The organism is Actinoallomurus sp. NPDC052274 (genome assembly GCF_040679475.1).
Classification (GTDB): domain Bacteria; phylum Actinomycetota; class Actinomycetes; order Streptosporangiales; family Streptosporangiaceae; genus Actinoallomurus; species Actinoallomurus liliacearum.
In genome coordinates this window covers 197,082-221,525 of sequence record NZ_JBFAUT010000006.1, presented here as the reverse complement: position 1 = coordinate 221,525, position 24,444 = coordinate 197,082, and the positions used below count along the sequence as shown (strand labels likewise).

At 67.2% G+C, this 24,444-nt stretch carries 22 protein-coding genes and 1 pseudogene; 5 read left to right on the top strand and 18 right to left on the bottom strand.

The window, feature by feature from the left end; translation table 11 throughout:
* Positions 1–203 precede the first annotated feature (203 nt).
* Complete coding sequence (locus AB0K82_RS08095) at positions 204–518, bottom strand: hypothetical protein (protein ID WP_364394202.1); 315 nt, start codon at positions 516–518, stop codon at positions 204–206.
* 999 nt (positions 519–1,517) lie between these two features.
* Here AB0K82_RS08095 and AB0K82_RS08090 point away from each other — a divergent pair.
* Both AB0K82_RS08090 and AB0K82_RS08085 read left to right on the top strand, forming a co-directional pair.
* The gene (locus AB0K82_RS08090; protein WP_364394199.1) at positions 1,518–2,870 is read left to right on the top strand and encodes a molybdopterin-dependent oxidoreductase; all 1,353 of its coding nucleotides are present in this window, start codon (positions 1,518–1,520) and stop codon (positions 2,868–2,870) included.
* A 393-nt stretch (positions 2,871–3,263) separates the two neighbouring features.
* Positions 3,264–4,430, top strand: coding sequence for an alpha-hydroxy-acid oxidizing protein (locus AB0K82_RS08085; protein WP_364394197.1), 1,167 nt, complete (start codon positions 3,264–3,266; stop codon positions 4,428–4,430).
* A gap of 180 nt (positions 4,431–4,610) precedes the next feature.
* On the opposite strand, the gene AB0K82_RS08080 is transcribed toward AB0K82_RS08085, so the two are convergent.
* The 4 genes from AB0K82_RS08080 to AB0K82_RS08065 all read right to left on the bottom strand — a co-directional run bounded on the left by AB0K82_RS08080 (position 4,611) and on the right by AB0K82_RS08065 (position 6,702).
* Positions 4,611–5,024 (bottom strand): thiamine pyrophosphate-dependent enzyme, encoded by a 414-nt coding sequence (locus AB0K82_RS08080; protein WP_364394195.1) that lies wholly within the window; start codon positions 5,022–5,024, stop codon positions 4,611–4,613.
* A gap of 196 nt (positions 5,025–5,220) precedes the next feature.
* Entirely contained in the window at positions 5,221–5,418 is a 198-nt protein-coding gene (locus tag AB0K82_RS08075) for a hypothetical protein (protein WP_364394193.1), read from the bottom strand.
* Positions 5,419–5,671: 253 nt separating this feature from the next.
* Positions 5,672–6,154, bottom strand: a complete 483-nt coding sequence (locus AB0K82_RS08070) for an integrase core domain-containing protein (protein ID WP_364394190.1) — start codon at positions 6,152–6,154, stop codon at positions 5,672–5,674.
* A 50-nt stretch (positions 6,155–6,204) separates the two neighbouring features.
* On the bottom strand, positions 6,205–6,702 hold the full coding sequence (locus tag AB0K82_RS08065) for a hypothetical protein (protein ID WP_364394188.1): 498 nt from the start codon (positions 6,700–6,702) through the stop codon (positions 6,205–6,207).
* 361 nt (positions 6,703–7,063) lie between these two features.
* On the opposite strand from AB0K82_RS08065, the gene AB0K82_RS08060 reads away from it, so the two are divergent.
* The 3 genes from AB0K82_RS08060 to AB0K82_RS08050 all read left to right on the top strand — a co-directional run bounded on the left by AB0K82_RS08060 (position 7,064) and on the right by AB0K82_RS08050 (position 9,917).
* Positions 7,064–7,450 (top strand): hypothetical protein, encoded by a 387-nt coding sequence (locus AB0K82_RS08060; RefSeq protein WP_364394186.1) that lies wholly within the window; start codon positions 7,064–7,066, stop codon positions 7,448–7,450.
* A gap of 17 nt (positions 7,451–7,467) precedes the next feature.
* The gene (locus tag AB0K82_RS08055) at positions 7,468–8,865 is read left to right on the top strand and encodes an MFS transporter (protein WP_364394184.1); all 1,398 of its coding nucleotides are present in this window, start codon (positions 7,468–7,470) and stop codon (positions 8,863–8,865) included.
* A 365-nt stretch (positions 8,866–9,230) separates the two neighbouring features.
* Complete coding sequence (locus AB0K82_RS08050) at positions 9,231–9,917, top strand: class I SAM-dependent methyltransferase (RefSeq protein WP_364394182.1); 687 nt, start codon at positions 9,231–9,233, stop codon at positions 9,915–9,917.
* Between the two features lie 189 nt (positions 9,918–10,106).
* Here AB0K82_RS08050 and AB0K82_RS08045 read toward each other — a convergent pair whose 3' ends face one another.
* The 13 genes and pseudogenes from AB0K82_RS08045 to AB0K82_RS07985 all read right to left on the bottom strand — a co-directional run.
* The gene (locus AB0K82_RS08045; protein ID WP_364394180.1) at positions 10,107–11,402 is read right to left on the bottom strand and encodes an aldehyde dehydrogenase family protein; all 1,296 of its coding nucleotides are present in this window, start codon (positions 11,400–11,402) and stop codon (positions 10,107–10,109) included.
* Between the two features lie 77 nt (positions 11,403–11,479).
* A complete protein-coding gene (locus AB0K82_RS08040; protein ID WP_364394178.1) occupies positions 11,480–12,577 on the bottom strand; it encodes a phenazine antibiotic biosynthesis protein in 1,098 nt (365 codons plus the stop codon).
* A 20-nt stretch (positions 12,578–12,597) separates the two neighbouring features.
* Entirely contained in the window at positions 12,598–13,374 is a 777-nt protein-coding gene (locus AB0K82_RS08035; protein WP_364394177.1) for a fumarylacetoacetate hydrolase family protein, read from the bottom strand.
* A 29-nt stretch (positions 13,375–13,403) separates the two neighbouring features.
* Positions 13,404–14,432 carry an NAD(P)-dependent oxidoreductase gene (locus AB0K82_RS08030; RefSeq protein ID WP_364394175.1) on the bottom strand — a complete coding sequence of 343 codons (1,029 nt, stop codon included), beginning with the start codon at positions 14,430–14,432 and terminating at the stop codon, positions 13,404–13,406.
* Between the two features lie 51 nt (positions 14,433–14,483).
* Positions 14,484–15,125: a 3-isopropylmalate dehydratase small subunit gene (locus AB0K82_RS08025; RefSeq protein ID WP_364394173.1), complete on the bottom strand. Its 642-nt coding sequence runs from the start codon at positions 15,123–15,125 to the stop codon at positions 14,484–14,486.
* 10 nt (positions 15,126–15,135) lie between these two features.
* Positions 15,136–16,578: a 3-isopropylmalate dehydratase large subunit gene (locus tag AB0K82_RS08020; protein ID WP_364394171.1), complete on the bottom strand. Its 1,443-nt coding sequence runs from the start codon at positions 16,576–16,578 to the stop codon at positions 15,136–15,138.
* Positions 16,579–16,590: 12 nt separating this feature from the next.
* Positions 16,591–17,379, bottom strand: coding sequence for a glucose 1-dehydrogenase (locus AB0K82_RS08015; protein WP_364394169.1), 789 nt, complete (start codon positions 17,377–17,379; stop codon positions 16,591–16,593).
* Between the two features lie 9 nt (positions 17,380–17,388).
* Complete coding sequence (locus AB0K82_RS08010; RefSeq protein WP_364394167.1) at positions 17,389–18,141, bottom strand: SDR family oxidoreductase; 753 nt, start codon at positions 18,139–18,141, stop codon at positions 17,389–17,391.
* A complete protein-coding gene (locus tag AB0K82_RS08005) occupies positions 18,138–19,331 on the bottom strand; it encodes an enolase C-terminal domain-like protein (protein WP_364394165.1) in 1,194 nt (397 codons plus the stop codon). The genes AB0K82_RS08010 and AB0K82_RS08005 overlap by 4 nt, the downstream gene beginning before the upstream one ends.
* Entirely contained in the window at positions 19,328–20,227 is a 900-nt protein-coding gene (locus AB0K82_RS08000; RefSeq protein ID WP_364394163.1) for an alpha/beta fold hydrolase, read from the bottom strand. The genes AB0K82_RS08005 and AB0K82_RS08000 overlap by 4 nt, the downstream gene beginning before the upstream one ends.
* Positions 20,196–21,236: a phytanoyl-CoA dioxygenase family protein gene (locus tag AB0K82_RS07995; RefSeq protein ID WP_364394160.1), complete on the bottom strand. Its 1,041-nt coding sequence runs from the start codon at positions 21,234–21,236 to the stop codon at positions 20,196–20,198. Before AB0K82_RS07995 ends, AB0K82_RS08000 begins: the two co-directional genes overlap by 32 nt.
* A gap of 15 nt (positions 21,237–21,251) precedes the next feature.
* Positions 21,252–22,892: a GH3 auxin-responsive promoter family protein gene (locus AB0K82_RS07990; protein ID WP_364394239.1), complete on the bottom strand. Its 1,641-nt coding sequence runs from the start codon at positions 22,890–22,892 to the stop codon at positions 21,252–21,254.
* 1,230 nt (positions 22,893–24,122) lie between these two features.
* Positions 24,123–24,412, bottom strand: a pseudogene (locus tag AB0K82_RS07985) (transposase); the annotation flags it as partial.
* Positions 24,413–24,444: the final 32 nt, after the last annotated feature.

Genomic DNA, 24,444 nt, shown 5'->3' with positions numbered 1-24,444 from the left:
ACCTGCATTTTGGTTTTCCATGCTAACGACCGGACCGAATCGGGAGCAGATCGGGAGCAGGGTGCTCCACGGGTGATCAGGACTACCCATTCGGTAGGTCGGGGTCAGTACTTTTCGTGGGTCGGGGTCACCGGGAGCAGTGCTCCCGGTGATACTCCCGGCCCTGCTCCCTCTCAGCACGAGATGGGTCGAGGTCACGACGATTACGCCCGGCAGGCGGTGAGGGCGGTCCATCGTTGCTGAAGCCGGTCCCCCAGCTTTAGCCGCATGGAATCGGTGACGTGGCTGTAGACGCCGGCGATGCCCGGCATCTGGTGCCCCATCCGCTCGTACTTGAGGGCATCTTCGATACCGAGTTCGTCCAGCATCGTTTTGTGGTGGTGGCGCAGGCCGTGGAAGACCTCCCCGGGCAGGATGGGCGGCCATTTGCGGGCGGTATCGCCGTCGCAGGCGGGCCGCCATAGGCGGCGGGCGAAGTTGGATCGCCGATGCCAGTGACCGTCCGGGGTGATGAACACCGAGCTCTGCCGACTGCTGGTGGAAGAGGTATCAGCATGATCCGGGTGCACTTGCCGACCAGGCGTAGGACTCGGTGGCCGTGTTCCTCGCCCAGGTCGTCGATGTCGGCGCTGGTGGCTTCCAAGATCCGCAGCCCGAGCAGTCCTAGCATCGCGACCAGCGCGAAGTCGTTGGGGTTGGCCGAGGCACGTGCGGCGGACAGGAGTGCCTCGAACTGCAGATGTGATAGTCCGAGCGTGGGCGATTCGGGTGGGACATTAGGGCGTCGGACATGGTCGGCGGGCGAGTGCTCGAGTATCCCGTCGATCACGCAGGTCCGGTAGAAGCCGACTACCACCGACAGCCGCCGGGACACGGTCGAGGGCCGGAACCGGCGGATCTCCCGCAGCCACCGCACGTACAACTCCACATGCGCGTGTCGCACCGCCAAGGGTGCCAGGTGCCGTTCGGCGCACCAGGCCAGGTAGATCCGCAGGTCCGACTCGGTGTGCATGCGTGAGTCACCCTTGTACCGCGCCAGGTAGGCGAGCGTCGCCAACCGCAGGACATTCCCACCGATGGTCCCGGCACCAGGCGTCGGGGCTGTTGAAGAATCGTTCGATCTACAACACCTCGCCCCGCCGGGCTTGGGAACGACCCCTCGCCGCTTGACACCAAACGGCATGGGGTGTCCGGTCTGCTTGGCTTCGCCCGGGACGCCGGTGGAGGCGAGGACCCGGCTTCCACCTCAACCAGCTCAGACACCTTCGGCGCGCAGTGCGGGCCATCCCCGCGCCGGAGCGCCCCCGCTGGAGGCATCTTGCTTGAACGAGGGGGAGACCTGGGCTGTCGGTTGATGCCAGGGCTGGGCGGGCAGCAGCCAGCCGAATCGCTCCGCGGGCCCAATCGGCCCCAGGAGTGATCCAGGTTAGGCCGCCCGGGTAGTCGGGGTAGGTACGAAACATACGAACTACGGCCAATCCCCCGATTCTGCAATCGACAGCTTGGGGGAGGCACTGATGGTGGGGCACCGACGGGCCAACAACGGGGCCGGCGCTGACCGCTCCCAAGAGATCCGATCAGAGGCGGGGTGCTCGCGACGGCGGTTCTTCGTGTACTCGGTGGCGGCGACGGCGCCGTTCTTCGCCGAGCGAGCGCTCGTCACATCCGGCAGGGCCGCGTCGGCATCGGCCGAGACGACGAATTTCGTCGTGCAGACGACGCCATCCTGGTACTTCATCCAGCGTGAGAACGGCTCGCAGGAGATGAAGTGGGGCCCGGTCGGGCGGGCTGTCCTCGACGGCCAACCCGGCGGCTATGGCGAGTTCGTCCCCAACGACCGAATGTACATCCATAACAGGGCCCGCCCACCCGCCATCGACCGCCGGACATGGCGACTCAAGCTCACCGGCGACGCGCTCACCCGCCCGCGCTCGTTCACCTACGACGAGCTGCTGGCGATGCCGTCCGTGACTGTGAAACGCACGATCGACTGCGGCGCCAACTGTGCCGCGTTCTTCCCTAAGCTGCCGCCCGGGGGAGCCGACGATCGCTGGCTCCCGGTCGGCTACACCCAATGGCACTTCGGTGCGGTGGGCGCCGCGGAGTGGACAGGGGTGCGGGTCAAGGACGTGCTCGCAGCGGCCGGTGTCGAGTCCCCGCTGGACGTGAAGTTCACCGGCCTGGATGTCATCTCAAACGAGAGCTTCCCCGGCGGGAAGATCCACTACTCCCAGGTCGCCCCCGCCGACAAGGTACTCAAGGACGACACCCTGCTGGTGTACCGCATGAACGGAGCCGACCTGCCCGTCGACCACGGTTACCCGCTCCGCCTGCTGTTGTCGGGGTGGGCCGCCGTCACCTACGTCAAGTGGCTCGGTGAGATCGAGGCGTCGAAGCACCCCATTCCGGCAACGGGTCTCCAGACGAGACATGTGCTCATCGGCCCTGCCTATCCCAAGCCGGCCCACCTGACCGTCGGCCCCGTCCGCAGCGCCATCGAGCACGACCCGGAGATCACGCTTGCTCCCGGCGACATCACCCTGCGCGGGCGGGCCTGGTCCGGGTCCGGCGCGATCGAAAGCGTCGACGTCTCCGTGGAGAAACTGGCCTCACCCGGGCGATGGGTCACCGAGATGCCATGGCGCAGGGCCACGCTGCTGAACACACCCGAACCACTCATGTGGGTGCGCTTCGAGGTGCCATGGAACGGCGTAAAACCAGGGCAGTACCGCGTAATGTCCCGCGCGAAGGACAAGGCCGGTAACGTCCAGCCTCGACCGGAGGACGTCGTGTGGAACCAGCACGGGCTCGGCTACAACGGGCACTACCCGCTGGACCTGATCGTGGTACCGGCCAGCGACATGCCCTGATCCCGCGCTTGGTCCACGTTTCGGTTAGCCAGCCGAGTTGCTACCCCGAACGGCCAGTAAGCCGCCCGATCGGCACGGCCGGAGGGACCGGCGCTCACGCCGCACGCCTGCAGGGCGTGCCGGAGCGGGCGGCCTGCGGCGCCGTCGCCTTGATCCACTACCGCTAAACGCACTCCGCGACCGCTTCACCTGCGGGCGAACAGCAGCCTTCCGCCAGGAGCGACCCACTTAACTTCGAAGAGCCTAAAAACTTGGCATGGGAAATCCGACAGAACCTTCCCTGACCACTACTGGCCGATCACGGACGCAGGGAAAGGTATTGAGAAGGAGTCGGCCCTGCCGGAACGGCTCTCGATCCAGTTCGAAACTTGGGTAGCTCGATTGGTGGACGGTATGCCATCCTATCAGTACGGCGACTTCCAGAATGAGATCTATATCAATGCATTGAATGGGATCGTCCCAAAATATCCTTTTGATTACCCGAGCCTGGAAAGGGCAGGCTCGGAGGTTCTTCCATGGTGGGTCCTTTCGTACCTCGCGGGAGGGACCGGCGATGAGCACACCCAGCGCGCTAATGTAGAGGCGTTCAAAAGATACGGGATTGTGCCTCGTATGCTGAACGGGGCCTATGAGCGGGATCTTTCCATCTCGCTTTTCGGTATCGATCTGCCAACGCCGGTGTTCATGTGTCCTATCGGTGTGATCGGGATCTGCGCCCAGGATTTCCATGGCGATGTCCAGATCGCCAAGGCGGCGGCGACGACCGGCGTGCCGATGGTGGCGTCCACGTTGATGATGGATCCGATGGAGGAGGTCGCGTCTCACTTCGGTGATACGCCGGGGTTCTTCCAGCTGTACACCCCGCGCGACCGCGACCTTGCGGCCAGCTTCGTCGCCCGCGCCGAACGAGCGGGGTTCAAGGCGATCGTCGTCACCCTTGACACATGGACGACCGGGTGGCGGCCTCGCGATCTGAACACCGGAAACCTTCCTGAGCTGCGCGGTTACTGTCTGGCGAACTACTTCAGCGACGACGTCTTTCTGCGCAGGCTGGACAAGTCGCCGAAGGAGGATTTGAACGCCGCCAGGCTGGAGTGGCTGAAGGTCTGGGGGAACTCGCTGCACTGGGAGGATCTCGACTGGCTGCGCTCCCTCACGAAGCTTCCTCTCCTGCTGAAGGGAATCGGCTCTCCCGATGACGTCCGGCGTGCACGGGATCAGGGCATAGACGGCATCTACTGTTCCAACCATGGCGGGCGCCAGGCCAACGGCGGAGTGCCTGCGCTCGACCTGCTCCCCGAGGTGGTCGAGGCGGCCGGGGACATGCCCGTCCTCTTCGACTCCGGCGTCCGTAGCGGGTCAGATGCGGCCAAGGCCCTCGCCATGGGGGCAACAGCTGTTGGTTTCGGCCGGCCCTACGCTTACGCTCTCGCCATCGGTGGGACTGACTGTGTGGCGCATTATCTTCGCTCGGCCCTCGCCGAACTCGATCTGCTGATGGCCATTGACGGGTATCCGACCATCAGCGATCTGGCCGCTGCGGGGATCCGCCGGGTATGACGTCGGGCAGGGGATGTGAGCTCCCCCTTTACCAGCCATATTGCAACGTCGCCAGTTGGCCAGTGGTGCAGGTCAGGGGAATTACCGCCTAAATCCGGCGATGGCGCAGGTGCAGGCGGTCGGCGCGACAGGAGCAGGCCTTAATTAACGAGGCAGGCGGGGCCGTGTCTCGCCGGGGTCCTACCCGGGTTGGGGTGGCCGCGCGTTGGCGTGGGCCACTCTGGATCCCCATTTGAGCAATTGGCGGCTGCAGTCGTCGTGCTGAATCTGGCATTCGATCAGTACCGGACCACCCTTGTGCTTGCGGGCTCTTTCGATGGCGGAGGCCAATTCCTCTCCCGTTGTCGCCCTGATGCCCAGGCCGTCACCGTCCTCCGCGTTCCAGGGATGGATGAGACCGGCGTAGTCCCAGTTCTTGATGTAGTTGTACGGGCCGTCGTGGATCTCGGACTCGACGACGTATCCGCGGTTGTTGACCAGGAAGATGAGGGTCTCCTGGCCGTGGCGGATGATGTTGGCCACCTCCTGGGCGGTCAGTTGGAAGGAGCCGTCGCCGATGACGGAGATCAGTCGCCTGTCGGGTTCCAGGCCCATCGCGCTCCGTCGTCGCCGGTGAGGCCAGTTCATCGCCCGGCTGAGGCCGTACCGGTCACATCCGGGCGCGGCCGGGAACGATTCGCACACGCTCCGTTTCCGACCGTGGCCAACTCGTAAGGTGACGTTGAGTCACTGACTAGATGATGATGACCGCCTTGAGGCTGGAGCCGGCGGATCAGACCGGGGGGCAGGCTCAACGGCGCTCACCCAAGGCGGCAAGGCCGGTGATGAGAATGTCGGCAAGAAGGCGGGATCGGCTGCCGTCCGGGTCGAGATCAGGGTCGAAGACGGTCACCTGCGCTCCGATTGCTCGCGGTGCGAGGGCCACGAGGAGATCGGTCAGTTCGGCGGCGCTGAGTCCGCCCGGGTCCGGGGCATCGACGGCGGGCATCACGCTCGCGGCCGGTTCAGTCGGTAGACGTCACTGGCCAGCAGGTAGTACTGGACGACCCCCTGTACTCGGCCCCGAAGGTCGCAACGATGGTGTAATCATTGTCGTTTATGATTTTGGTGCGGGATGCAGGTTTGCCGCGTCTCGTGTGGGGGGAGGATTTGTCTTTGACCTGTACAGTGCCAAAACTTATCGCTAGGCCGCTTACCTGGGCTTTCACCTGATCATCAGGCGGCTCTACGATACTCGTGGATCAGACCGCCGTATTGCGGCGCTCGATCACACCCGTGAGGTCGATCAGCCGATCGGTGTCGTACAGCGGAGGTCTTTGGCCTCGGGACTGGTGAGCACGGTGATCGTTGTAGTGCCGCTCGTAATCGGCCAGCACCTGCCGCAGGTGCCGCGCACCGTAGATCAGCAAGTGGTCGAGGCACTCACGCCGCAATGTGCCGACGAATCGTTCGGCGTAGGAGTTCGCACGAGGCGATCGTGGTGGTGTCTTGATGACCCGTATGCCGCTTCCGGTAAACACCTCGTCGAACGCCCTGGAGAACTTGCCGTCACGGTCTCTGATCAAAAAGGTGAACCGGTCGGCGCGCTCCCCCAGGTCCACCAGCAGGTTCCGTGCCTGCTGGGCCGTCCAGGCACCGGTCGGGTTGGCGGTTATGCCCAGGATGTGGATTCGGCGTGTCTGGATCTCCATGACGAAGAACACATACAGGCGCTTGAGGAACACGGTGTCGACGTTGGCGAAGTCGCATGCCAGCAATCCGGAGGCTTGGACGGTCAGGAACCGCCGCCAGGTCGGTGAGGCCCGCGGGGAGCGGGGCCCAGACCGGCCGCAGCCAGGATCCGGCGGATCGCGCCTTCGCCGATCCGGTGCCCGAGGCCGAGGAGTTCTCCCTGGATTCGCCGGTGGCCCCAGCGGGGATTCTCCCGGGCCAGCCGTACTACAAGGTCGCGGATCTCGGCGGGGATGGGCGGGCGCCCGGACCTGGCCGGGTAGGTCCAGTGCCGTTTGACCAGACGGCGGTGCCAGACCAAGAGTGTGGCGGGCGTCACGATCCGGTGACCGCGTAGCCAGGCCGGCAGCCCACGTGTGAGCGCGGCCAGGACCGCCCGGTCTGCCCAGTCCGGTCGCGGCCGACCGACCTGCCGCCGCAGCACCGAGACCTCATGGCGCAGCACCAAGATTTCCAGATCTTTGGACGCCTCGCTTCGAGCGAGCAACACGAACCAGCCGATCAGACGCACGAAGATCAAGTACATGAGTCGGGGGGACATGACCGCCCAGGCTAGACGCCCAGGTCAACCGCTCTGCACGAGTTCTGGCACGGCACACGCGCGTGGTCATCATCCCGGCTCTCGAACACCAGTCATATGAGACACCAAAAGATCGCTTGCGCGGGATGGTGCGGGGCAAGAAAGGGATGCGGTCGAGGGGTGTGGGATCCGCCCGTGCCACGGGTCGGCGTGGGCGCGGCGGTCGCAGCTGGACATGCTGCCGGCGACATACGCCAGCGCATTGCGAGCCCATTTATCGGTTGCGGTGTCGGGCAGGCTCTGCCGAGTTGCTTTTGCCTGGTCGGAATACTTGGGATTGCCCGTATACAGGAGGTCACAGTTTTCCGCTGGGGCATGGTTCGTGGCCGTCGAGTTCGACGGTTCCGATCGGGTTGCCACCGCCGAAGGCGTAGCGGTTGTCGGTGAAGGGATCGGTGGCGAGATCTTGGTCGTCGAGGGCGCCGTTGTAGGTCTCGCGGGGGGAGCGTGTTTCGTAGTGCTACCACGTGTGGTTTGGTCCGCGTTCGCCGCAGGTTCCATAGTAGATCATCGCGATGCGGCGCCGGGCGATGTCGGTACTACCTCGACGTACGAGCAACCATCCGCACGCCCGCGCGCGCTGGTCGACGCGCAGCCGGCCGTCGGCTCCGGCGCGAAGGAAAGTGTCATTCTGCCGCAAGGCATCTCAATAAGTGGATGGAATATTCCCAAACAGTGGATTCGTGTGGTTTTATCGCAGCACACCTGATGTGAGGAGCGGACGCCGTGCAGCCAACCGCTGAGTCAATCACTGCCCGGCTCGACCGGATGCCCTTGACGCGCTGGCACTGGACGCTGATCGTCATCGTGGGCCTCGGCACATTCTTCGACCTATACGAGGTGTTCCTTGGCGGCGTGCTCGGCGCCGTACTCACCGATCAGTGGCACCTAAGCACCAATGAGAAATCTCTGATCATCGCGTCCGCGTTCGCGGGAATGTTCGTCGGCGCAATCTGCTTCGGCATCGCCGCGGACCGGTTCGGCCGCCGCCGTATGTTCCTGGTCAACCTCGGGTTGTACTCTCTGTTCTCGCTGCTGACCGCGTTCGCCCCCAACCTGGACGTCTTCTTAGTGCTGCGTTTTCTCGGGGGCCTGGCGCTCGGTGCCGAACTCACCCTCGTCGACACCTACATCAGCGAGTTCGTACCTCGAAGCCGCCGCGGCCGTTCCGTCGCCTGGGCGTACACCATCGGTTTCGTTGGTGTCCCCGTCGCCGCCTTCCTCGGCGGCAGGTTCGTCGCCGACAAGCATCTGCTCATCGACGGCTGGCGTTGGCTACTGATCTTCGGTGCCCTCGGCGCCCTCATCGTGTGGATAGTGCGAAGCCGCCTGCCGGAGTCACCGCGCTGGCTGATCGACCATGGCCAAGCCGATGCGGCCGAGCAAATCGTGGCCGGCGTCGAAGCCACCGCCCGCGGCCCGCTGCCCGCACTCACCGCCGTATCTGCCGAACCGGTCAGGCACCTGACGATCGCGCAGATGTTCACCGAGGACTACCGCCGCCGTACCGTCATGCTCTGGCTCTTCCAGATCCTGCAAACCGTCGGCTACTACGGCTTCGGCTCCTTGGCGCCGGTGATACTGACCGCCAAGGGCTTCGGCGTCGTCACGTCCCTCGGCTATGCGGCGCTCAGTTTCCTCGGCTATCCGATCGGGTCGGCTTTGTCCATTCCGATCATCGAGCGCATCGAACGCAAATGGCTCATCGTCGGATCTGCGCTCGCGATGGGTGTCTGCGGGCTGGTCTTCGGCTACGCACCCGATCCCGCCCTCATCGTGACCGCAGGGTTCCTGCTCACCTGCACATCCAACATCTTCTCCAACGCGTTCCACACCTACCAGGCCGAAATCTTCCCGACCAGCATCCGCAGCAGTTCCATCAGCGTGGCCTACTCCCTGTCCCGCCTGACCTCGGCGGTGCTGCCGTTCATCGCCCTCAACCTGATCGACGATCTCGGCGCGGGCCTCGTTTTCACCGGGTCAGCGATCATCCTGGTGCTCCTCGCCCTGGACGTCGGCATCCTCGGCCCGCGCACCAACGGCCAAAGCCTCGAGGCCTCCGGCCGGCAGAGCGACGGTCAGTCAGCGACCGGGCCGGAGGCTGCCGGAGCCACATCATCCTGACAGCGGTTCTGCCGCCGGATCCCCCGCTCACCCGCTGGGGATCCGGCGGCCGGCGGTGCGTGCGGAACGCCACGAACGCACCGTCGAACGCATTCGCTGCCTGCTCACCGACCTCGGCGAGCCGACCAATGAACCGGGCGAGTTGCCGTGATATGGCTCCACCGCCAGACCTTGTCGCGGTCCGCCGCATATGCGGCAACGGACATGCATGGCCGGCTCAACCGAGCGGCATGCGGGCATGGTGCCATACACGCGACCAGGCTTGCGGGTTTACCTCGCGGTTAACTATCATGTCATATAGTGAACAAGCATCTCGCATCTTGAGACGCACATGCAGGTGCGGATCCCGCCGTCACGGAGGCGCGATGAAAAATCTGGAAATCTCCGCATTGTTCGCCGCTCTCGGCGACACCTATGACGAGGTGCGCCACCGTATGGTCCCCTGCTTCGACGACTTCTACGGCATGGCGGCCGAGCTCGCCGCACTTCGGCTCGGCCCCGCTCCACGGATCCTGGATCTGGGTGCCGGCACGGGAATGCTGTCGGCCGTGGTGGCCGGTTTGAGGTCTGACGCGCACTTCGTGCTGGTGGACGGTGCTTCGGAGTTGCTCGCCCAGGCCGAGCGACGCCTCGACGGCCGCTGCGCGTCCTGTACGACGATCACCCAGGACATGCGTGAACCGATCCCGGGCGGGCCATACGACGCCGTGGTGTCGGCGCTGGCCATCCACCACCTGGAGGACTCCGACAAACACGATCTGTTCAAGCGGGTTCATCACGTCCTGAAACCGGGCGGGGTTTTCGTCAACGCCGAGCAGGTGGCCGGCACGACCGAACGCGTCCAGAAGCTCGACCACTCGCTCTGGCTGGAGCGGGCACGGGCCGCCGGGGCGACAGAGGCCGACCTGGAAGCCGCCCACCGCCGGATGGAGCACGATCGGCCGACGACCGTCGGAACCCAGCTGGAGTGGCTGTCGGAGATCGGGTTCCAGGACGCGGACTGCTTCTACAAGAACTACTTCTTCGCCGTCTTCGCCGGCTGGCGGTCGTGACGCTCAACGCCCTGCCCGACCGGGCGGTCGGCACCTGCCCCGGCTGATGACGCCGCCCTGCCCGGGACTGATCCCCACCAGCCCAAGGCAGGACCGCACCGCTGCGGAGCAGTTGGCCGTAGCGGCCGGATGGCGGGAAGCACAGTCGAGACGACGTCCTCCGTCGTACCGAGCCCGCGCTCCCCCTGGTCAGCGCCTGATCATCGCCTTTGAGCGCATCAGGAATTCTCCGAGATATCCGTCGTGCGGAATTCCCGGCTCCAACCACAGCGTCGGGTTGTTCCCGACATAGACGTTGCCGATGCTCGGCTCGCCCAGCAGCCGGTCGACCAGTTCATCGTCGGGTGCGCTCACGGTGAGCACAAGTGTGCGCCTCAGCGGCTCGATGCCGGCCGAACGCGACCACGGAGCCACCCAGACACAAGGGAACCCGAACTCGACCGCGGTCTGCGGGGCATCCGGCCGGTCCACCTGGATCACGGCAGGGCGCAGGACGGCGCTGCCATCACCGAGTTCGTCCACCACGCCGGAACCTCCGAGCCACGGCACGCAGCCCTTCGCGTGACGAAGCAGATGCCGTTCGATCCTGCGCGCCACGTCTACCGGCTGCACGGGAAGCACGGCCTTGTCATGCTCAGGTGGCAGGCTGGGGGCATCACCCAGGCGCTCGGCGACCGCCCTGGCCACCGGTCCCGGATCCCCTTCGACGAAAACCGCCGAAATGTTGTGGCAGGCCATCCCCGCATGCCCGCCGACCGACTCCACGACGGTGTCCAGGTACGAGTGCCAGTGATCCGCCGCGGTCAGCAGGATCTTGGACCGGCCGGGCCCCTGGGGGAGGACCGTCGGATCCGCAGCGTACTTGGCGACGACGTCGGCGCTGCCGTAGACCATCGAAAGGTCCGCGGCACGAATGATCTCGTCGGCCACGGCGTGGTCGGTCGGCAGTAGGACCACGTGGTCGTCCCCGAACCCGGCCTCCCGCAGGGCGGTGATCAGCCGATGTGCGGTGAAGGGCTCGCGCCGTGAGGGGCGTACGACCACCCGATAGCCGAGGGCGAGTGCCTCCAGCCACGGTGCGTGCACGCCGGGGTGATTGCCGGCGGCATGCACCGCGAACACCTCGCCACGGCGTACCCACACCGCGCGGCCGTCGCGAGTGGCGGGATCGCGCCAGTCGCCGACCGAGCCGGCCGGGCGGGCGCTATGCGCGCTGGTGCCGGCCATTGTCGCGCTGTACGCGAGCGCGCGGACCGCGCCGCGGACCACCGAGATGGGCATGCCCGAGACCCGGCTGACGGCCCGTTGGTACTCCTCGACCGTCAGGCCCGCGACGACGCCGCCCACGAAGGCTTCCGCGGCGGCGGTCAGCGCGGCCGTTCGCCGGTCGGCCGGAAGCGGTTCGGCCCGGCCCAACGCGGCCACGCTACGCGAGACGAAGAGCGGTGGCACCAGGCTGAGCTCGGCGATCGGCGCGCCCGCCACGTCGGTGACGGTCAGCCGGTTACGCGACCGGTACGGGCCGCCGGGGCCCAGTGCGTCGAGCGCGATCAGGTCCGGCATCAGTACACCCCCTCGATTACGGTCTCGTCGTCGAAGACGGCGACCGGAGTGACGTCCGCGACCGAGTCGCCGAGCTGGCCCGGCAGCGGCTCGACACGGGTGGCCTCATCCCGTTCGAGATTGTTCGGCATGAACATCGCCTTGCTGATGTGGTTCATCACGACCTGTCCGCGCTCGCCGTACGGCACCACATCGCGGGTGCCCGGCCGCACCACCGAGAAGGAGATGTACGGGGAGAAGGGGTCGAAGACGCAGGGGTCGTCGACGGACTGGCCCAACCGGTCGAGGGTCACGCAGAGCACCATCGTGCTTCCGTAGGCCCCGAACAGCTCGGCCTCCGGGAACAGCTCGGTGCGCAGCAGGTACCTGGTGTCCGCGTCCATGTGTGTGCCGGCCCAGTAGATGACCCCCACCTTCTGGTTGACCAGGTCGACGAGACGGTCGTCGCGCGCCAGCCGCGCGAGCAGCGGCGGAGTGATGACCAGGACGCCGACGTCCTGCGTCTCCAACAGGTGCCTGCCCTGTTCGACGAGGTGGTCGGCGTACTGGTCGGCATGCTCGTCGTGGCCGCCCGCGATGCATCGCTTGACCCACCGCGGATCCATGTCGATGTTGAATATGGCACCGCCGCGCATCCGCGCCAGTCCCGCGGTGTAATGGCCGAAGGCGTGCGGGCCCGTGGGCACCATGTTGACGTAGTTGACGCCGCGCGCGAAGCCACGCTGGTCCATGTTCCGGCTCACCCAGGTCGTGTAGCGTTCGAGCCAGTCTGCGAGGCAGACCACCCGCTTCGGCGCTCCGGTGGTGCCGCCGCTTTCGAACACCCCCACCACGTCCGCGCGGTCCCCGTACCCGCGCGGAATCAACTCCTCGACGCGGACCTCGCGCAGTTCGTTGACGACGTTGGGAAACAACGTAAGGTCGCCGAAGCTCCGTACGTCCGTACGCGGGTCGAAGTCCAGCGTCTTCGCCTTCTCCAGCCAGAACGGACTCCCGGTATCAGGGCCGAAGTGCCACTGCATGGCGGCCTCGATGAGCTCCTTGCCCTCCGGCTGCTCGTCCATGGGCAGGTCGAGCACGGGATGGTCGAACGACATCTGAGATCTCCTGTTCGGTGTCAGTGCCCGACTACGGCGTTGCTGAGAGTGCCGATCTCCTCGATCGACACGGACACCACATCTCCGTGGCGTACCGTGCCGTTTCCCGACGGTGTGCCGGTGAGGATCACGTCGCCCGGCAGCAGGGTCATGATCGAACTGACGTATGCGACGAGGTCGGCGATACCGCGCGTCATGGACGCGGTGGAGTCCGTCTGCCGCACGGAGTCGTTGACCGTCGTGGTGATCCGCAGGTCGCTAGCATCGATCCCGGTCGACACCCACGGGCCCAACGGGCTGAAGGTGTCGAAGCTCTTCGCCTGCGTCCAACTGGAGGTCTGCCGACCGAGGTCGCGCGCCGTGACGTCGTTGGCGCAGGTGTAACCCCAGATCACCGATCCGGTATCGGCGGCGGGTACGCGTCGGCAGCGCCGGCCGATGACGACCGCGAGTTCGCCCTCGAAGACGACGTCCCCGCACTCAGGTGGCAGGGTGATCCGTCCGCCGGGCCCGATCACCGCGCTCGGCGGTTTCAGGAAGATCAACGCCGTGCCGTCGCTGTCGGCGGCCGGGCTCTCCCGCGCGTGGTCGGCGTAGTTGCGGCCGATGACGACGACCTTGGTGGGCACCACCGGCGCGAGCAGTTCGGTCTCGGCGAGCGGCATCTCGCGACCGGTACGCACGGGTGCGCCAAAGGGCGCACCGTCGATCTCGGCGACGACCTCGGAGCCTGGTGGCCCCTCCACCAGACCGTGACCGGTCGTCCCGTCCGGAAAGATGACACGAGCGATGCGCATGGGGCCTGCCCTTCGGAGGACCTGAGTGATCAGGAGGAGGCTGGGTCCGACCGGCCATGCCGCGCCTGCCAGCGCGCGATGACGTCGGGATTGCACACGTACCGCGGCAGGCGGCCCGCAAGAATGGCGGTCACGTTGTCCACTGCGGCCGGTGCCAGCGAATCGAACATCTCCCTGGTGTGCCCGATGACGTGGTCGGTACCGATGACCGTGTTGACGCCGCGCAGCGGATGGTCCGGAGGCGGCGGCTCCTGTAAATAGGTGTCGATCGCAGCCCCGGCGAGGTGGCCTTCGCCGAGCACGCGGGCCAGCGCTTCCTCGTCGACGATGCCCCCACGCGCGGTGTTGATCAGCACGCTGCCCGGTTTCATGGCCGCCAGCTCCGGAGCTCCGATCATTCCCCGGGTTTGATCGGTCGCGGGCACATGGACGCTGACCACGTCGCTCTCGGCGAGCAGCTCACCCAACCCCACGAACCGCACCTGCGGCCAGCGGACCGGGTCCGGCCGTCGGGTGTGCACACGGATCTCGGCGAGATCCCAGCCCGCCAGTCGACGTACAACCGCCTGCGCGGTCCGGCCGAAGCCGACAAGACCGAGCGTGCGGCCGGCCAGCATCCGGCTGGTGATCGAACGGGGCGGGCGCCGGGCCGCCATGCGGGCGAACCGCCGCTGCTTGTCGGGCAGTTCCAGCAGGAGCGCCACGGCCAGCATCACCACGGCTTCGGCCATGCTGTCCGCGTTCTGGGGAGTGGCCCCGTTCGCGACGATGATCCCCAGCTCGGTGGCCGCGTCGAGATCACATGAGTCGCATCCGATGGATCCGAAGACGACCCCGCGCAGACGGGGCGCGGCGGCGAGCACCGGACGTGGCAGCAGCGTCCGCGAGCTGACGAGGATGGCCCCGGCCCGCCCGAAGTAGTGGTCCCACTCGTGCGGTGCGTACAGCGTCCGCGCGGGCGGCGGTTGCGCGGGCCCGCGGACGACGTCGATGCCCTGGCCACGCAGTTCCTCGGCCGCGCAGTCCAGGATCTCGCCGAGCACGTGATCGCTGCCCACGAACACACAAGGATCGCCCTGCCGCATCGGCTCGTGCCTCCCGCCCGGACGTCACCGCACACCGGCGGACGCCGGATCGGTCTGCCAGCCGTTGAAGTAGGGGATACGAGGTGCGGTGGCTCGGACCGCGTCGAGATTCGCCGCAAGCTCCGTCAATGTGTCCCAGGTGCCGTCGACGAACCGAGTGCGCAGGGACTCGTTGATCTGGATCGGGTATCGGCGCTCACCGATCACCAGGAGCCGTTCCACCAGGTCCAGTCGGGCGAGGCAGTGCGGGTCGGAGTCGGCGACGGCGCGCGCCTCGGCGGCATCGGCCGAATTGAGGCTCACGCACGGCAGCCCGATGCTCGCGCAGTTGCCGTGGAAGATCTCGCCGAAGCTCTCCCCCACCACTGCGGACAACCCCCAGCGTTTCAGAGCCTGGGGGGCGTGCTCACGGGAGGAGCCGCATCCGAAGTTCGCGGCTGTCAGCAGGATCGACGCGTTCTGGCGGGCCGGGTCGTCGAAAGGATGTGTGCGGCCGGCCGCGGTCATCTGCTTGCGGTCGTCCTCGAACACGTGCCTGCCAAGGTCGGTGAAGGTGAGGTGCTTGAGGAACCGAGCCGGGATGATCCGATCGGTGTCGATGTCCTGACCTGCGAGCACCACGGTCGTACCGCTGATCTCACGGATGCCTGTCGGCGCGACGGACACAGGGTCTCCTTCAGCTGGTCGGTGGGACGGATGCGGAATTCTCAATGTCGAAGACCTCGCGGGGGTCCGCGACGTACCCGCGGACCGCCGCGGCCGCGACTGACAGCGGCGACATGATCAGGGTCCGGCCCGTCGGCGATCCCTGGCGGCCCTTGAAATTGCGATTCGACGACGATGCGCATATCTCCTCGCCGACGAGCTTGTCGGTGTTCATCGCCAGGCACATCGAGCACCCGGCATGCCGGAACTCGATGCCGGCGCGCTCGAGCACGTCACGGACGCCGAGCCGGATGAGCCGCTCGCGAACGCGGGCCGAACCTGGCACCGCGAGTGCCCGCACGCCGGCGGCCACCCGCAGCCCGGTGCGCTGCAACACCTCTGCCACCGCGACGAAGTCGGACTCACGGCCGTTGGTGCAGGAGCCGAGGAACGCGACGTCCACCGGGGTACCGAGCAGCGGCCGGCCCGGCTCGAGCCTCATGTACTCCAGGGCCTCGGTCAGCGCGGCGGCCTCGTCCGGGGCGGCATCCGCGGGCGTGGGCACCGTCCCGTCGACCGGAATGGACTGCCCGAGGTTGATCCCCCACGTCACCATCGGCGGGATCGCGGACCCGTCCAGCACCACGTCGTCGTCGAAGCGGGCGTCCGGGTCCGAGGCGATCGAGCGCCACCAGCGGAGCGCCCTGTCCCACTCGGCGCCGGTCGGCGCGTGCGGCCGGCCCCGCAGATAGTCGATGGTGGTGTCGTCGGGGTTCACGTAGCCGCAGCGGGCGCCTGCCTCGACCGCCATGTTGCACAGCGTCATCCGCTCCTCCATCGACAAGGCCTCGACGACAGGACCGGCGAACTCGTACGCGTAGCCGACCCCTCCCTTGGGGCCGAGCCGGTTGATGATGTGCAGGATGACGTCCTTGGCCGTGACACCAGGGGCAAGCCGCCCCTCGATGCGAATGCGCCGTACCTTGAGCCGGTTCAGCACGACGGTCTGCGTGGCGAGCACATCGCGCACCTGCGAGGTACCGATCCCGAACGCCAGCGCGCCGAACGCACCGTGCGTGGAGGTGTGCGAATCCCCGCACACGATGGTCATCCCCGGCTGCGTCATGCCGAGTTCGGGTCCTAAGACGTGGACGATGCCGTGTTCGCCCCGTGCCGGGGACAGAAAACGCAGGCCGAAGTCCTCGGTGTTGCGTTCGAGGCGAGTGAGCATGGCTTCGCCGAGCGGGTCGGCGAAGGGGCGGCTGATGTCGTCGGTGGGGATGACATGGTCGGCCGTCGCCACCGTCAGCTCGGGGAAGGCGACCCCCATGGACCGCTCCCGCAGCATGGCGAACGCCTGCGGGCTGGTGGCCTCGTGGATCAGATGAAGCCCCACGAACAGCTGATAGCGGCCATCGCCGAGATCACGGACGACGTGGAGGTCGAAAACCTTGTCATACAGCGTTGCGGTCATGGCACCTCTCGATCAGTGGTGTGCTGCTGTGGTCCGGGCAGGCGCGAGGGATCCGGCCGTCACTCCCCCATCCACGACCAGCGTCTGCCCGGTGACGTAGCTCGCGCCCTGACCGGCCAGCCATACCGCCGCCTCGGCGACCTCGATCGGGGCGGCGACCCTGCCCAGCGGCGCGCGGCGCCCCCGCTCGGCGATGGCCTCGGCGCTGCCGTAGAGCTGCCGCAGCAGTTCGGTGTCGGTTGATCCAGGGCTGACGGCGTTCACCCGGATGCCGTCGCCGGCGTACTGGAGGGCGGCCGACTTGGTCAGGCCGAGCACGGCGTGCTTCGTCGCGGCGTACAGCGGGCTGTGCGAGTGGCCGATGTGCCCCGAGACCGAGGCGCAGTTCACGATGGAGCCGCCCCCGGTCCTGCGCATCGCGGCGATCTGGAAGCGCAGGCAGTTCCAGATTCCCCGCAGGTTGATGTTGACCACCTCGTCGAAATTGGTGTCGGTGTCCAGGTGCAGCGGGCCGAAGGCGCCGAACGTGCCGGCGTTGTTGACCGCGGCGTCAAGCCGACCGAACCGATCGACCACCCGGTCGACGCACGTGCGCACCGCCTCGGCGTCGACGACGTCGCAGGGCACGGCCATCACGCGATCCGGAGCGAACTCGGCCGCGACGGCGTGCAGCGGGCCCGGTCTCCGGCCGACGAGGACGACATGGGCGCCGCGCTCGGCGAGTAACCGAGCCGTCGCCCTGCCGATTCCGCTGCCCGCGCCAGTGATGATCGCCACGCTCCCGGCCAGACCGTCTTCCACGTGTCCTCCTCAGATGTGCAGCCCGCCGTTGACGTCGATGACGGCACCGGTCGTGTAGCCGGCTTCCTCGCCGCACAGGTGGCAGACGATGGCGGCCGCCTCGGTGACCGTGCCGGGACGCCCGACCGGGATGCGGGCGAGCACTGACTGCCGCCACTGTTCGGGGCGCTCCCGCCACGCCTCGGCGACGCGATCGGTGCCGATCACGCCATGTGCGACGGCGTTCACCGTGATCCCCATCGGACCGAACTCGTAGGCGCACTGTTTGGTGAGTCCGATCACCGCGGCCTTCGCGGCGACGTAGGCGGCGTTACTGACGTGGGTGTACGTCCGCCCGGCGACCGAGGCGAAGTTGACGATCCGACCCCATCCGCGTTCGGCCATTGTGGGCGCGCACAACCGCGTCATCGTGAACGCGGTGGTCAGGTTGTATGTCACCGCCATGTGCAGGTCCGCCTCGGTCAGTTCGGCGAAGGGGATGGCGCGGGTGTCGCCGCCGACGCCGTTGACCAACACGTCCGGGCGGTCCGGAGCCGGCAGCGAACGCAGCGCGTCCTCGACCGCGGGCGCGTCGGTGACGTCGAGGACCAGCGGGTCGGCCACCAGCGCGTCCTCGACCGCTCGGCCGGTCCGAGCCAGCCCGTACGGGTCGCGGTCCACCAGCAGCAGACGCATGCCGCGCTCGGCAAGCCCGTGCGCCACCGCGGCGCAGATGCCCGAACCGCAGCCGGTGACCAGTGCGATCCGTCGCGAGTCGGTCATGACGCCGCCCGCCAACTCCCGTCGCCCGCGCACCACTGCGCGCGCGGCCGGGCGATGCCGAGCAATGCCGGGGTTGGGGTGATCCCGGTGCCTGGGCCGGTCAGCGGCGCGGCCAGGTGACGTGTCCGGTCGACCGCGAACGCGGGCTCGGTCAGCGGTTCCAGGAACCACTCGTCCCCGCGTCCGGCCTCGACCGCCCGCCAGCCGGTCAGGCTCGTGGCCAGCGCGCGGCCGACCGCCCACAGCGGCCCGATCTCCGCGACCTGGACTCCGAGCTGGCGTTCGATGTCAAGGGCGTCCGCACATGCCGCCAGCCGGACGGACGGGATGATCCCGCCGCATTTGGAGACGCGGATGTTGACGTGGGTCGCCGCGCCCGCGTCGGCCGCGCGCCGCAGATCGTCCTCGCCACCGCAGGACTCGTCGAGCATGACCGGCACCCCGGCCCGGCACAGCCGGGCCATGCCCGCCCAGTCGCGCGCAGACGTTGGTTCCTCGATCCAGGCCACCCCGAGTTCGGCGAGCCGTGAGGCGGCTCGGTCCGCCTGGTCGGCTCTCCACGCGCCGTTGACGTCTACGGAGACCGATGTCTCCGCAGTCAGGTGGGACATCGCCTGGGCGACCCGCTTCACGGCATCGTCCACATCCCGGCCCACCTTCACCTTGACGTGGCGTAACGCGGCACGGGACGGCTCGGGCAGCCGGCCCAGGGTGACCGTGACGTCGCGCGACAGGTCGATCACAAGGCTGACCGGCACCGGCTCCGGCGGCCGCCAGCTCGGCGCCGCGGCCATTCGGACCGCATCGGACATCAGGCGGCCGGCGACCCGGCACGCCGCGTCCAGCACAGCGGTCTCCCACGCGGCCGCCGCCGCCGGCGCCGGGTACCGGCCACCGAACACCATGGGCAGATCGATGGACGCGAGTGAGTCGACCACCGTGTCCACCGACCGCCAATCCACGGCGTCCGCGAGTATGTCCGGGGCCGCCGTGACCAACGCGTCGACGGCCGAGTCCAGCGTTTCGCCCGTCACGTAGGGACGAGGGGCGCCCTCGCCCCACCCTCGATGGCCGCTCGCCAGTGTCAACTCCACGAGGACGGATGCGGAGTGCGTCCGCGTGTGCGACGCGTGGTCGAAGCCGACCGCCAGCGGCGCGGCGACGGTGAGGACGCGGATCGATTCGATCACGACGTGGGCTCCGGCCGGTCAGCCTCGGCGGTCACGAGAGTGATGAGCCAGTCCCAGTACGCGGTGCGAGCTTCGGAGAACTCGATGTAGTGCCGGTCGATATCGAACTGACGCATGTCGATCGGGAAGGTGCTCAGCGATCGCAGAACAGCCTCGGCGGCGTCCAGGTCGATGATCGGGTCCCGTACCGCTCGGACGAGCGCGACCGGCAGCGGATCCGGGTGCGCGCCGGTCATGTAGCAGTCCTCCAGCTCGACCAGCGTGGCGAGGGTGGACGCGGTGACCTGGCGCAGCATGAGGTGGTCGTTCGCCATGAAGGCGCTGTAGCGGGTCATCGATGTGTAGTCGGCGTCGTCCAACGACAGCGGTCGCCGCTGCTCGCCCGCGCTGTTCCGCAGCTCGCGCAGGGCTTCCGGGGAATGCCGCCGGCGCTGCTGGCCGAGCGCCGGGGCGCAGAACACCAGTCGACGCAGGGTCGGCAAGCGAGACGTCGCCCATAGTGCGGCGAGAACACTGCCGCCGAGCGACTGTCCCAGTGCGACGAGCGGTCGTCGCGCCGCGACGGCCGCCACCTGACCGAGCGCCCGCTCGTAGTCGTCGAGCACCTGCCAGGCCGAACGCAGGTGGCCACGCGGTCCACCGCTGCGTCCCGACCCCCGCCGGTCGAGGGCGTAGACGTCGACACCGCCATCTGCCAGCCACGGACCGGTCTCGAACAGCCATCCGGCGTGGCTCTGGATGCCGTGGATGTAGAACAGCACGGCCTGGTTTCCCGGACGGGTCCACCGGTGCAGCGCCAGCTCCACGTCGTCGCCGGCCGTGAGGATGGTGACGTCGTGTGCCGAACCGCCAATCTGCTCGCCATCACTCGGCGGCGAGAAGACGGTCGAGGTCAAGGTAGTCACCCGCCTCCCAGCCCCTGATCATCGCGTCCGAGACGAGCTGCGCGAACTCTCGGCGGCCTGGCAGCGGCCGGCCCGACGCGACGATCAGGTCTCGCGCCCGGATCCACTGGCGGCGCCAGTCCTCGGCATCGGACTGGGTACGTTCGGGATGCGCGCGGTCGTACACGACGATGTTCGGGAACCAGGGCCGGTCGGTTGGCTGGTCGGCCGGGAAATAGCGGAAGTCGAGGCTCCACCGTACGCGGGGCGAGATGTTCGATGTGGACCCGTGTGGAGTCCGCTTGTGCAGGAGGACCACATCGCCTTTGTGGACGGGAAGGGACACGGCAGCATCCTCCAGACGGGCAGTGGTCGCGTCGTCCATCGGCCAGGGCAGCAACGTCGTGTTCTGGTGCGCACCGGGTACGACCTTGAGACACCCGTGCGTCTCGTCCACGTCGCCCGTCGGAATCCAGCACGTGACCAGCGACGTGTCATCGGACTGCGGAATCTGGGTCATCGCGTCCTGGTGCCACATTGTCGGCGCGTGCATGGTCTCGCCTACGCGGCCACGGAAACCGCCGTCCGCAGACACGACGGGCAGCTTCAGGCGGCAGTGCTGGTTGGGGCTCGCCTTGATCGCGTCGCCGAGCAACGGCCTCAGCGGGTCGAGCACCTTCGGGTTCGACAGCAGCCCGAGCACGGCCGGTCCGGTGTGCAGCTCGGCGTCGGGCCGCATGAACGTGAAGGGCATGTGCGGGAGAGTTAGGTCCAGCTCGGCCAGCAGGGACGGGTCGAAGCCGTCGAGGCGGGACAGTCCGATCAGGTGCTCCTCGAACGGTAGCGCCATGAGTTCCTCACCACCCTTGAACCGTCCCTGCGTACGCCAGACGCGGGCACGCGACCGCAGCGCCTCGGCGTACTCGGCGCGGACCGGAGCGAGATCGGACTCATCGAGCACGCCGCGCAGCACGGCGTAGCCCTCCTCGGCGAACCGCGAGAGGCTGGTTTCGTTGGTCATGGTGACTTCTCCGGGTTAGGCGCCGGCCATGAGGCAGACGGAACCGGTCGGTGACGGGAGGATCTGGCCGAGGCTTTCCAGGGTGTCCAACAGGGCGCTGTCCTTCTGGATCCAGTGGTGCTTGAGCTGTGCCGTCGCCGTCCCCTGCCGGGCGCGTGTCTGGTCGACCCGGCCGAAGGCGTGATGTCTGAGCCAGGTGACCCGGATCGGGCGCAGGCGGCCGGTCCGGCGCTTCTCGGCGTACTCGATGTTGAGCTCGCTCAGCTCGCGGTCGACGCGGTCGGCGAGCCGCCCGGCGGACAGGTGGGCCACGGCCGAGGTCCGTTCCATCGCGATCGTGTAACCCGGCGGCGTGTCCCACACCGGGACGCAGGAGAACACCGGACAGTCCGGCCAGCTCTCGCCGAGCGAGCGATGAACGGCTCCGACAACGTCGGCCTCGGTCAGCTTCTCGCCGGTGAACGAGCTCTGGAAGCCTGCCCGGCCGAGGAACTCCAGCCGCGGCACGCGCCCCACCCAACCGATCGGGCGGTACACATCGCCAACGTCGTACCGGTACAGGCCGTTGGCCTGACTCATCACCAGCCGGTAGGTCGCACCGAGTTCCAGCTGGGCGAAATCCAGGGTGGACGCATCCGACGGGATCGCGCCCCCATCGTCCGCGGTCCACGGCACGAACTCGTAGATCCCCTGGTTGATCGCGAGCGGGCCGGATGACGGATGGGTGTCGACCGGCAGCGTCACCACACCCTCGGTGCCGGTCGCGCTGAACGGGATCAGTGGCACGTCGGGCACCAGCCGTTCGACCCAGGACCGGTACAGACGCGCGGACGCGGAGTTCCAGCAGACGAGCAGCGACAGCCGCGGCCACAGGTCGGTCAGGCGCAGGGTGCCGTCCCCGAACCGCATGGCCGCGTGTAGTCTCCTCGCCAGCTCCGGGCTCGCGGGTGCCAGCGGGTGGGCCCTGCCGTTCAGTCCGCCGTCGTGGATGTCGCGCATGAGCCGGTCGGCCGATCGGCCCAGGTGCTCGGCCAAGGAAACGATCTTTGATGGGTTGACGGAGACGACGAGCCGGACGTCGCGGCCGGCCAGCAGCCGCAGCTTCGTGTAAAGCCGGTCGAAGTAGTCGCCCTGCCCGGTCTCATCGACCGACCACGGCGCGTCGTACCAGGACGGCGTCCAGTCTCCCGAACCCACTGAGGCCGGCCGCTGACTGATGCCGTACACGGGATACCCGCGGACGGTGGACGTGACCGCCGTCCGCTCCCATGACAGGTCCAGGACGTTTTCTTCGTCGAGTCGGGTAAGGCCGAGCAGCTTGAAATAGAGGCCCCACTGGGCGTAGAGCGCCGGCCCCCGGTAACGCACTCGCCAATGTCGCGTGGTGGGGACGAGCTTGGGTTTCCCGGATGTTCCGGAGGTGCGCAGAAACGCGTACGGCGGACTACGAGTCAGTACCGCTTCCTCGCCGTCGAGTTCCCTGTCGATGTACGGTTCCAATGCCTGGTAGGGGCGAATGGGAACCGCGTCGCGCCAGCTCGATAAGTCCCGCACCGTGGATAAGCCGTGCTCGTCGGCGAACCGCGTTTCCCTTGTCTCGGAAAGAAGGTCTGCCAGCACCGCTTCGATGACCGGAGACGGCTCCGAACACGCCATAATCTGCCTGTCCAGTGCCACTCTGGCCTGCCGAATCAGCACCACACTTCCTCCTGAACATAACATGACCGACCTCGCGGCGACCTACCCGGCCATGGCGGCAAACCGTACAAATAATTTTAGGTTCGAAGCCCCAAGAAAGCGCTCTGAGACAACGGTGTTTCACCTAATATTCGGGGCGTCACATCCGCGATCTGTCGACATCCGCGGACAATAGATAAGTTTATAGATCTTGGTGCCATCGCTCACGATCACATGGCCCTTATGTACTGAGAGAGACGCGTCTGGATGCGGCCGATTGATTTCTCCGCTTTCGCATGTAAGCTAGTCCGACCAACCGCAACCGCCATCCCACGACGCACCAGTCGACCACAGTCACACGTGCGCCATGGCCTCTTTTGAGAGAGTCAATAATCAAGCGAACTCACATTAACTCCAGCAACCGGCTCATTGTCAAGGCCCTCGGTACAGGCGGCACCACGCAGCGCCAAGTGATCATTTGCCACTAGTACTCCAGTGACACTTCACGATCATGGTTCTTGGCTGCGCGGTCTTCGCTGGTAGTGGCTCAGCCGGACGCGTTGCTGGTGGTGCCGGCGCCATGGGGACCAGCCCATGACGTGGGCGATCGTGTGGGCAGGCCGGGTGGTCAAGGCGTTCAGCTCTGACAGGGCCAACCAGCGTCGCCCACGCGGCTGCTCCCCCATCCATGATCGCGTGCTCCCACCCGGAACGGGGAGCACGCGAGCGCACGCCATTCCCGAACGGTCCTTAACCGGCGCCACCTGCGCCGTTGACGACACCGACCTACGACATCTCGAAAAACCGCAGGTCAGCCATTGATCGGGACGACATTGACACGGTAGAGGTCACTGGTTCAATCCCAGTATCGCCCACCACATCAATGCAGGCCAGGCGCATGGCCTGGCCTGCATTGTGGTTTCTGCCGCTAACGATCGGACCGAATCGGGAGCAGATCGGGAGCAGGGTGCTCCACGGCTGATCGGGACTACCCATTCGGTAGGCCGGCGTCGGTGCTTTTCGTGGGTCGGGGTCACCGGGAGCAGTGCTCCCGGTGATGTTCCCGGCCCTGCTCCGCCTCGGCACGAGATGGGCCGAGGTCACGACGGTTGCGCCTGGCGAGTGGTCAGGGTGGTCCAGCGTTGCTGGAGCCGCGGCGTCGGGATACTTGGTCTCCCAGCCGGCCACCACCCGGCCGTGCTGGGCGTGGACCTCATCGGCGCCCGGCTGGTCGAAGATGGTCCGCACCACGGTCGCCACCCATGGCTGGGCGGACTTGGGCACCTTGGTCAGCAGATTCCGCAGGTAGTGCGTGCGGCAGCGCTGCCAGGCCGCCCAGGCAGCGTCGTGCCGATCGCCTCGACCAGCCCACGGTGGGCATCGCAGATGACCAGTGGCACCCCCGTCAGGCCGCGGGCGACCAGGCCACGCAGGAACGCCAGCCAGCCGGCGCCGTCCTCGGCCGAGGTGACCTCGATGCCGAGGATCTCCCGGTGCCCGTCGGCGTGGGAGGCCACCCCTGCGCGCCTGC

What these genes read in the sequence shown, in the direction of transcription:
- AB0K82_RS08080 (WP_364394195.1), bottom strand. Translation starts at nt 5,024, where the DNA reads ATGGGCCTGGAACCCGACAGGCGACTGATCTCCGTCATCGGCGACGGC.
- AB0K82_RS08020 (WP_364394171.1), bottom strand. Translation starts at nt 16,578, where the DNA reads ATGACCGCAACGCTGTATGACAAGGTTTTCGACCTCCACGTCGTCCGT.
- AB0K82_RS08040 (WP_364394178.1), bottom strand. Translation starts at nt 12,577, where the DNA reads ATGTCGTTCGACCATCCCGTGCTCGACCTGCCCATGGACGAGCAGCCG.
- AB0K82_RS08090 (WP_364394199.1), top strand. Translation starts at nt 1,518, where the DNA reads ATGGTGGGGCACCGACGGGCCAACAACGGGGCCGGCGCTGACCGCTCC.
- AB0K82_RS07990 (WP_364394239.1), bottom strand. Translation starts at nt 22,892, where the DNA reads ATGGCGTGTTCGGAGCCGTCTCCGGTCATCGAAGCGGTGCTGGCAGAC.
- AB0K82_RS08010 (WP_364394167.1), bottom strand. Translation starts at nt 18,141, where the DNA reads ATGACCGACTCGCGACGGATCGCACTGGTCACCGGCTGCGGTTCGGGC.
- AB0K82_RS08075 (WP_364394193.1), bottom strand. Translation starts at nt 5,418, where the DNA reads ATGCCCGCCGTCGATGCCCCGGACCCGGGCGGACTCAGCGCCGCCGAA.
- AB0K82_RS08035 (WP_364394177.1), bottom strand. Translation starts at nt 13,374, where the DNA reads ATGCGCATCGCTCGTGTCATCTTTCCGGACGGGACGACCGGTCACGGT.
- AB0K82_RS07995 (WP_364394160.1), bottom strand. Translation starts at nt 21,236, where the DNA reads ATGACCAACGAAACCAGCCTCTCGCGGTTCGCCGAGGAGGGCTACGCC.
- AB0K82_RS08050 (WP_364394182.1), top strand. Translation starts at nt 9,231, where the DNA reads ATGAAAAATCTGGAAATCTCCGCATTGTTCGCCGCTCTCGGCGACACC.
- AB0K82_RS08085 (WP_364394197.1), top strand. Translation starts at nt 3,264, where the DNA reads ATGCCATCCTATCAGTACGGCGACTTCCAGAATGAGATCTATATCAAT.
- AB0K82_RS08065 (WP_364394188.1), bottom strand. Translation starts at nt 6,702, where the DNA reads ATGTCCCCCCGACTCATGTACTTGATCTTCGTGCGTCTGATCGGCTGG.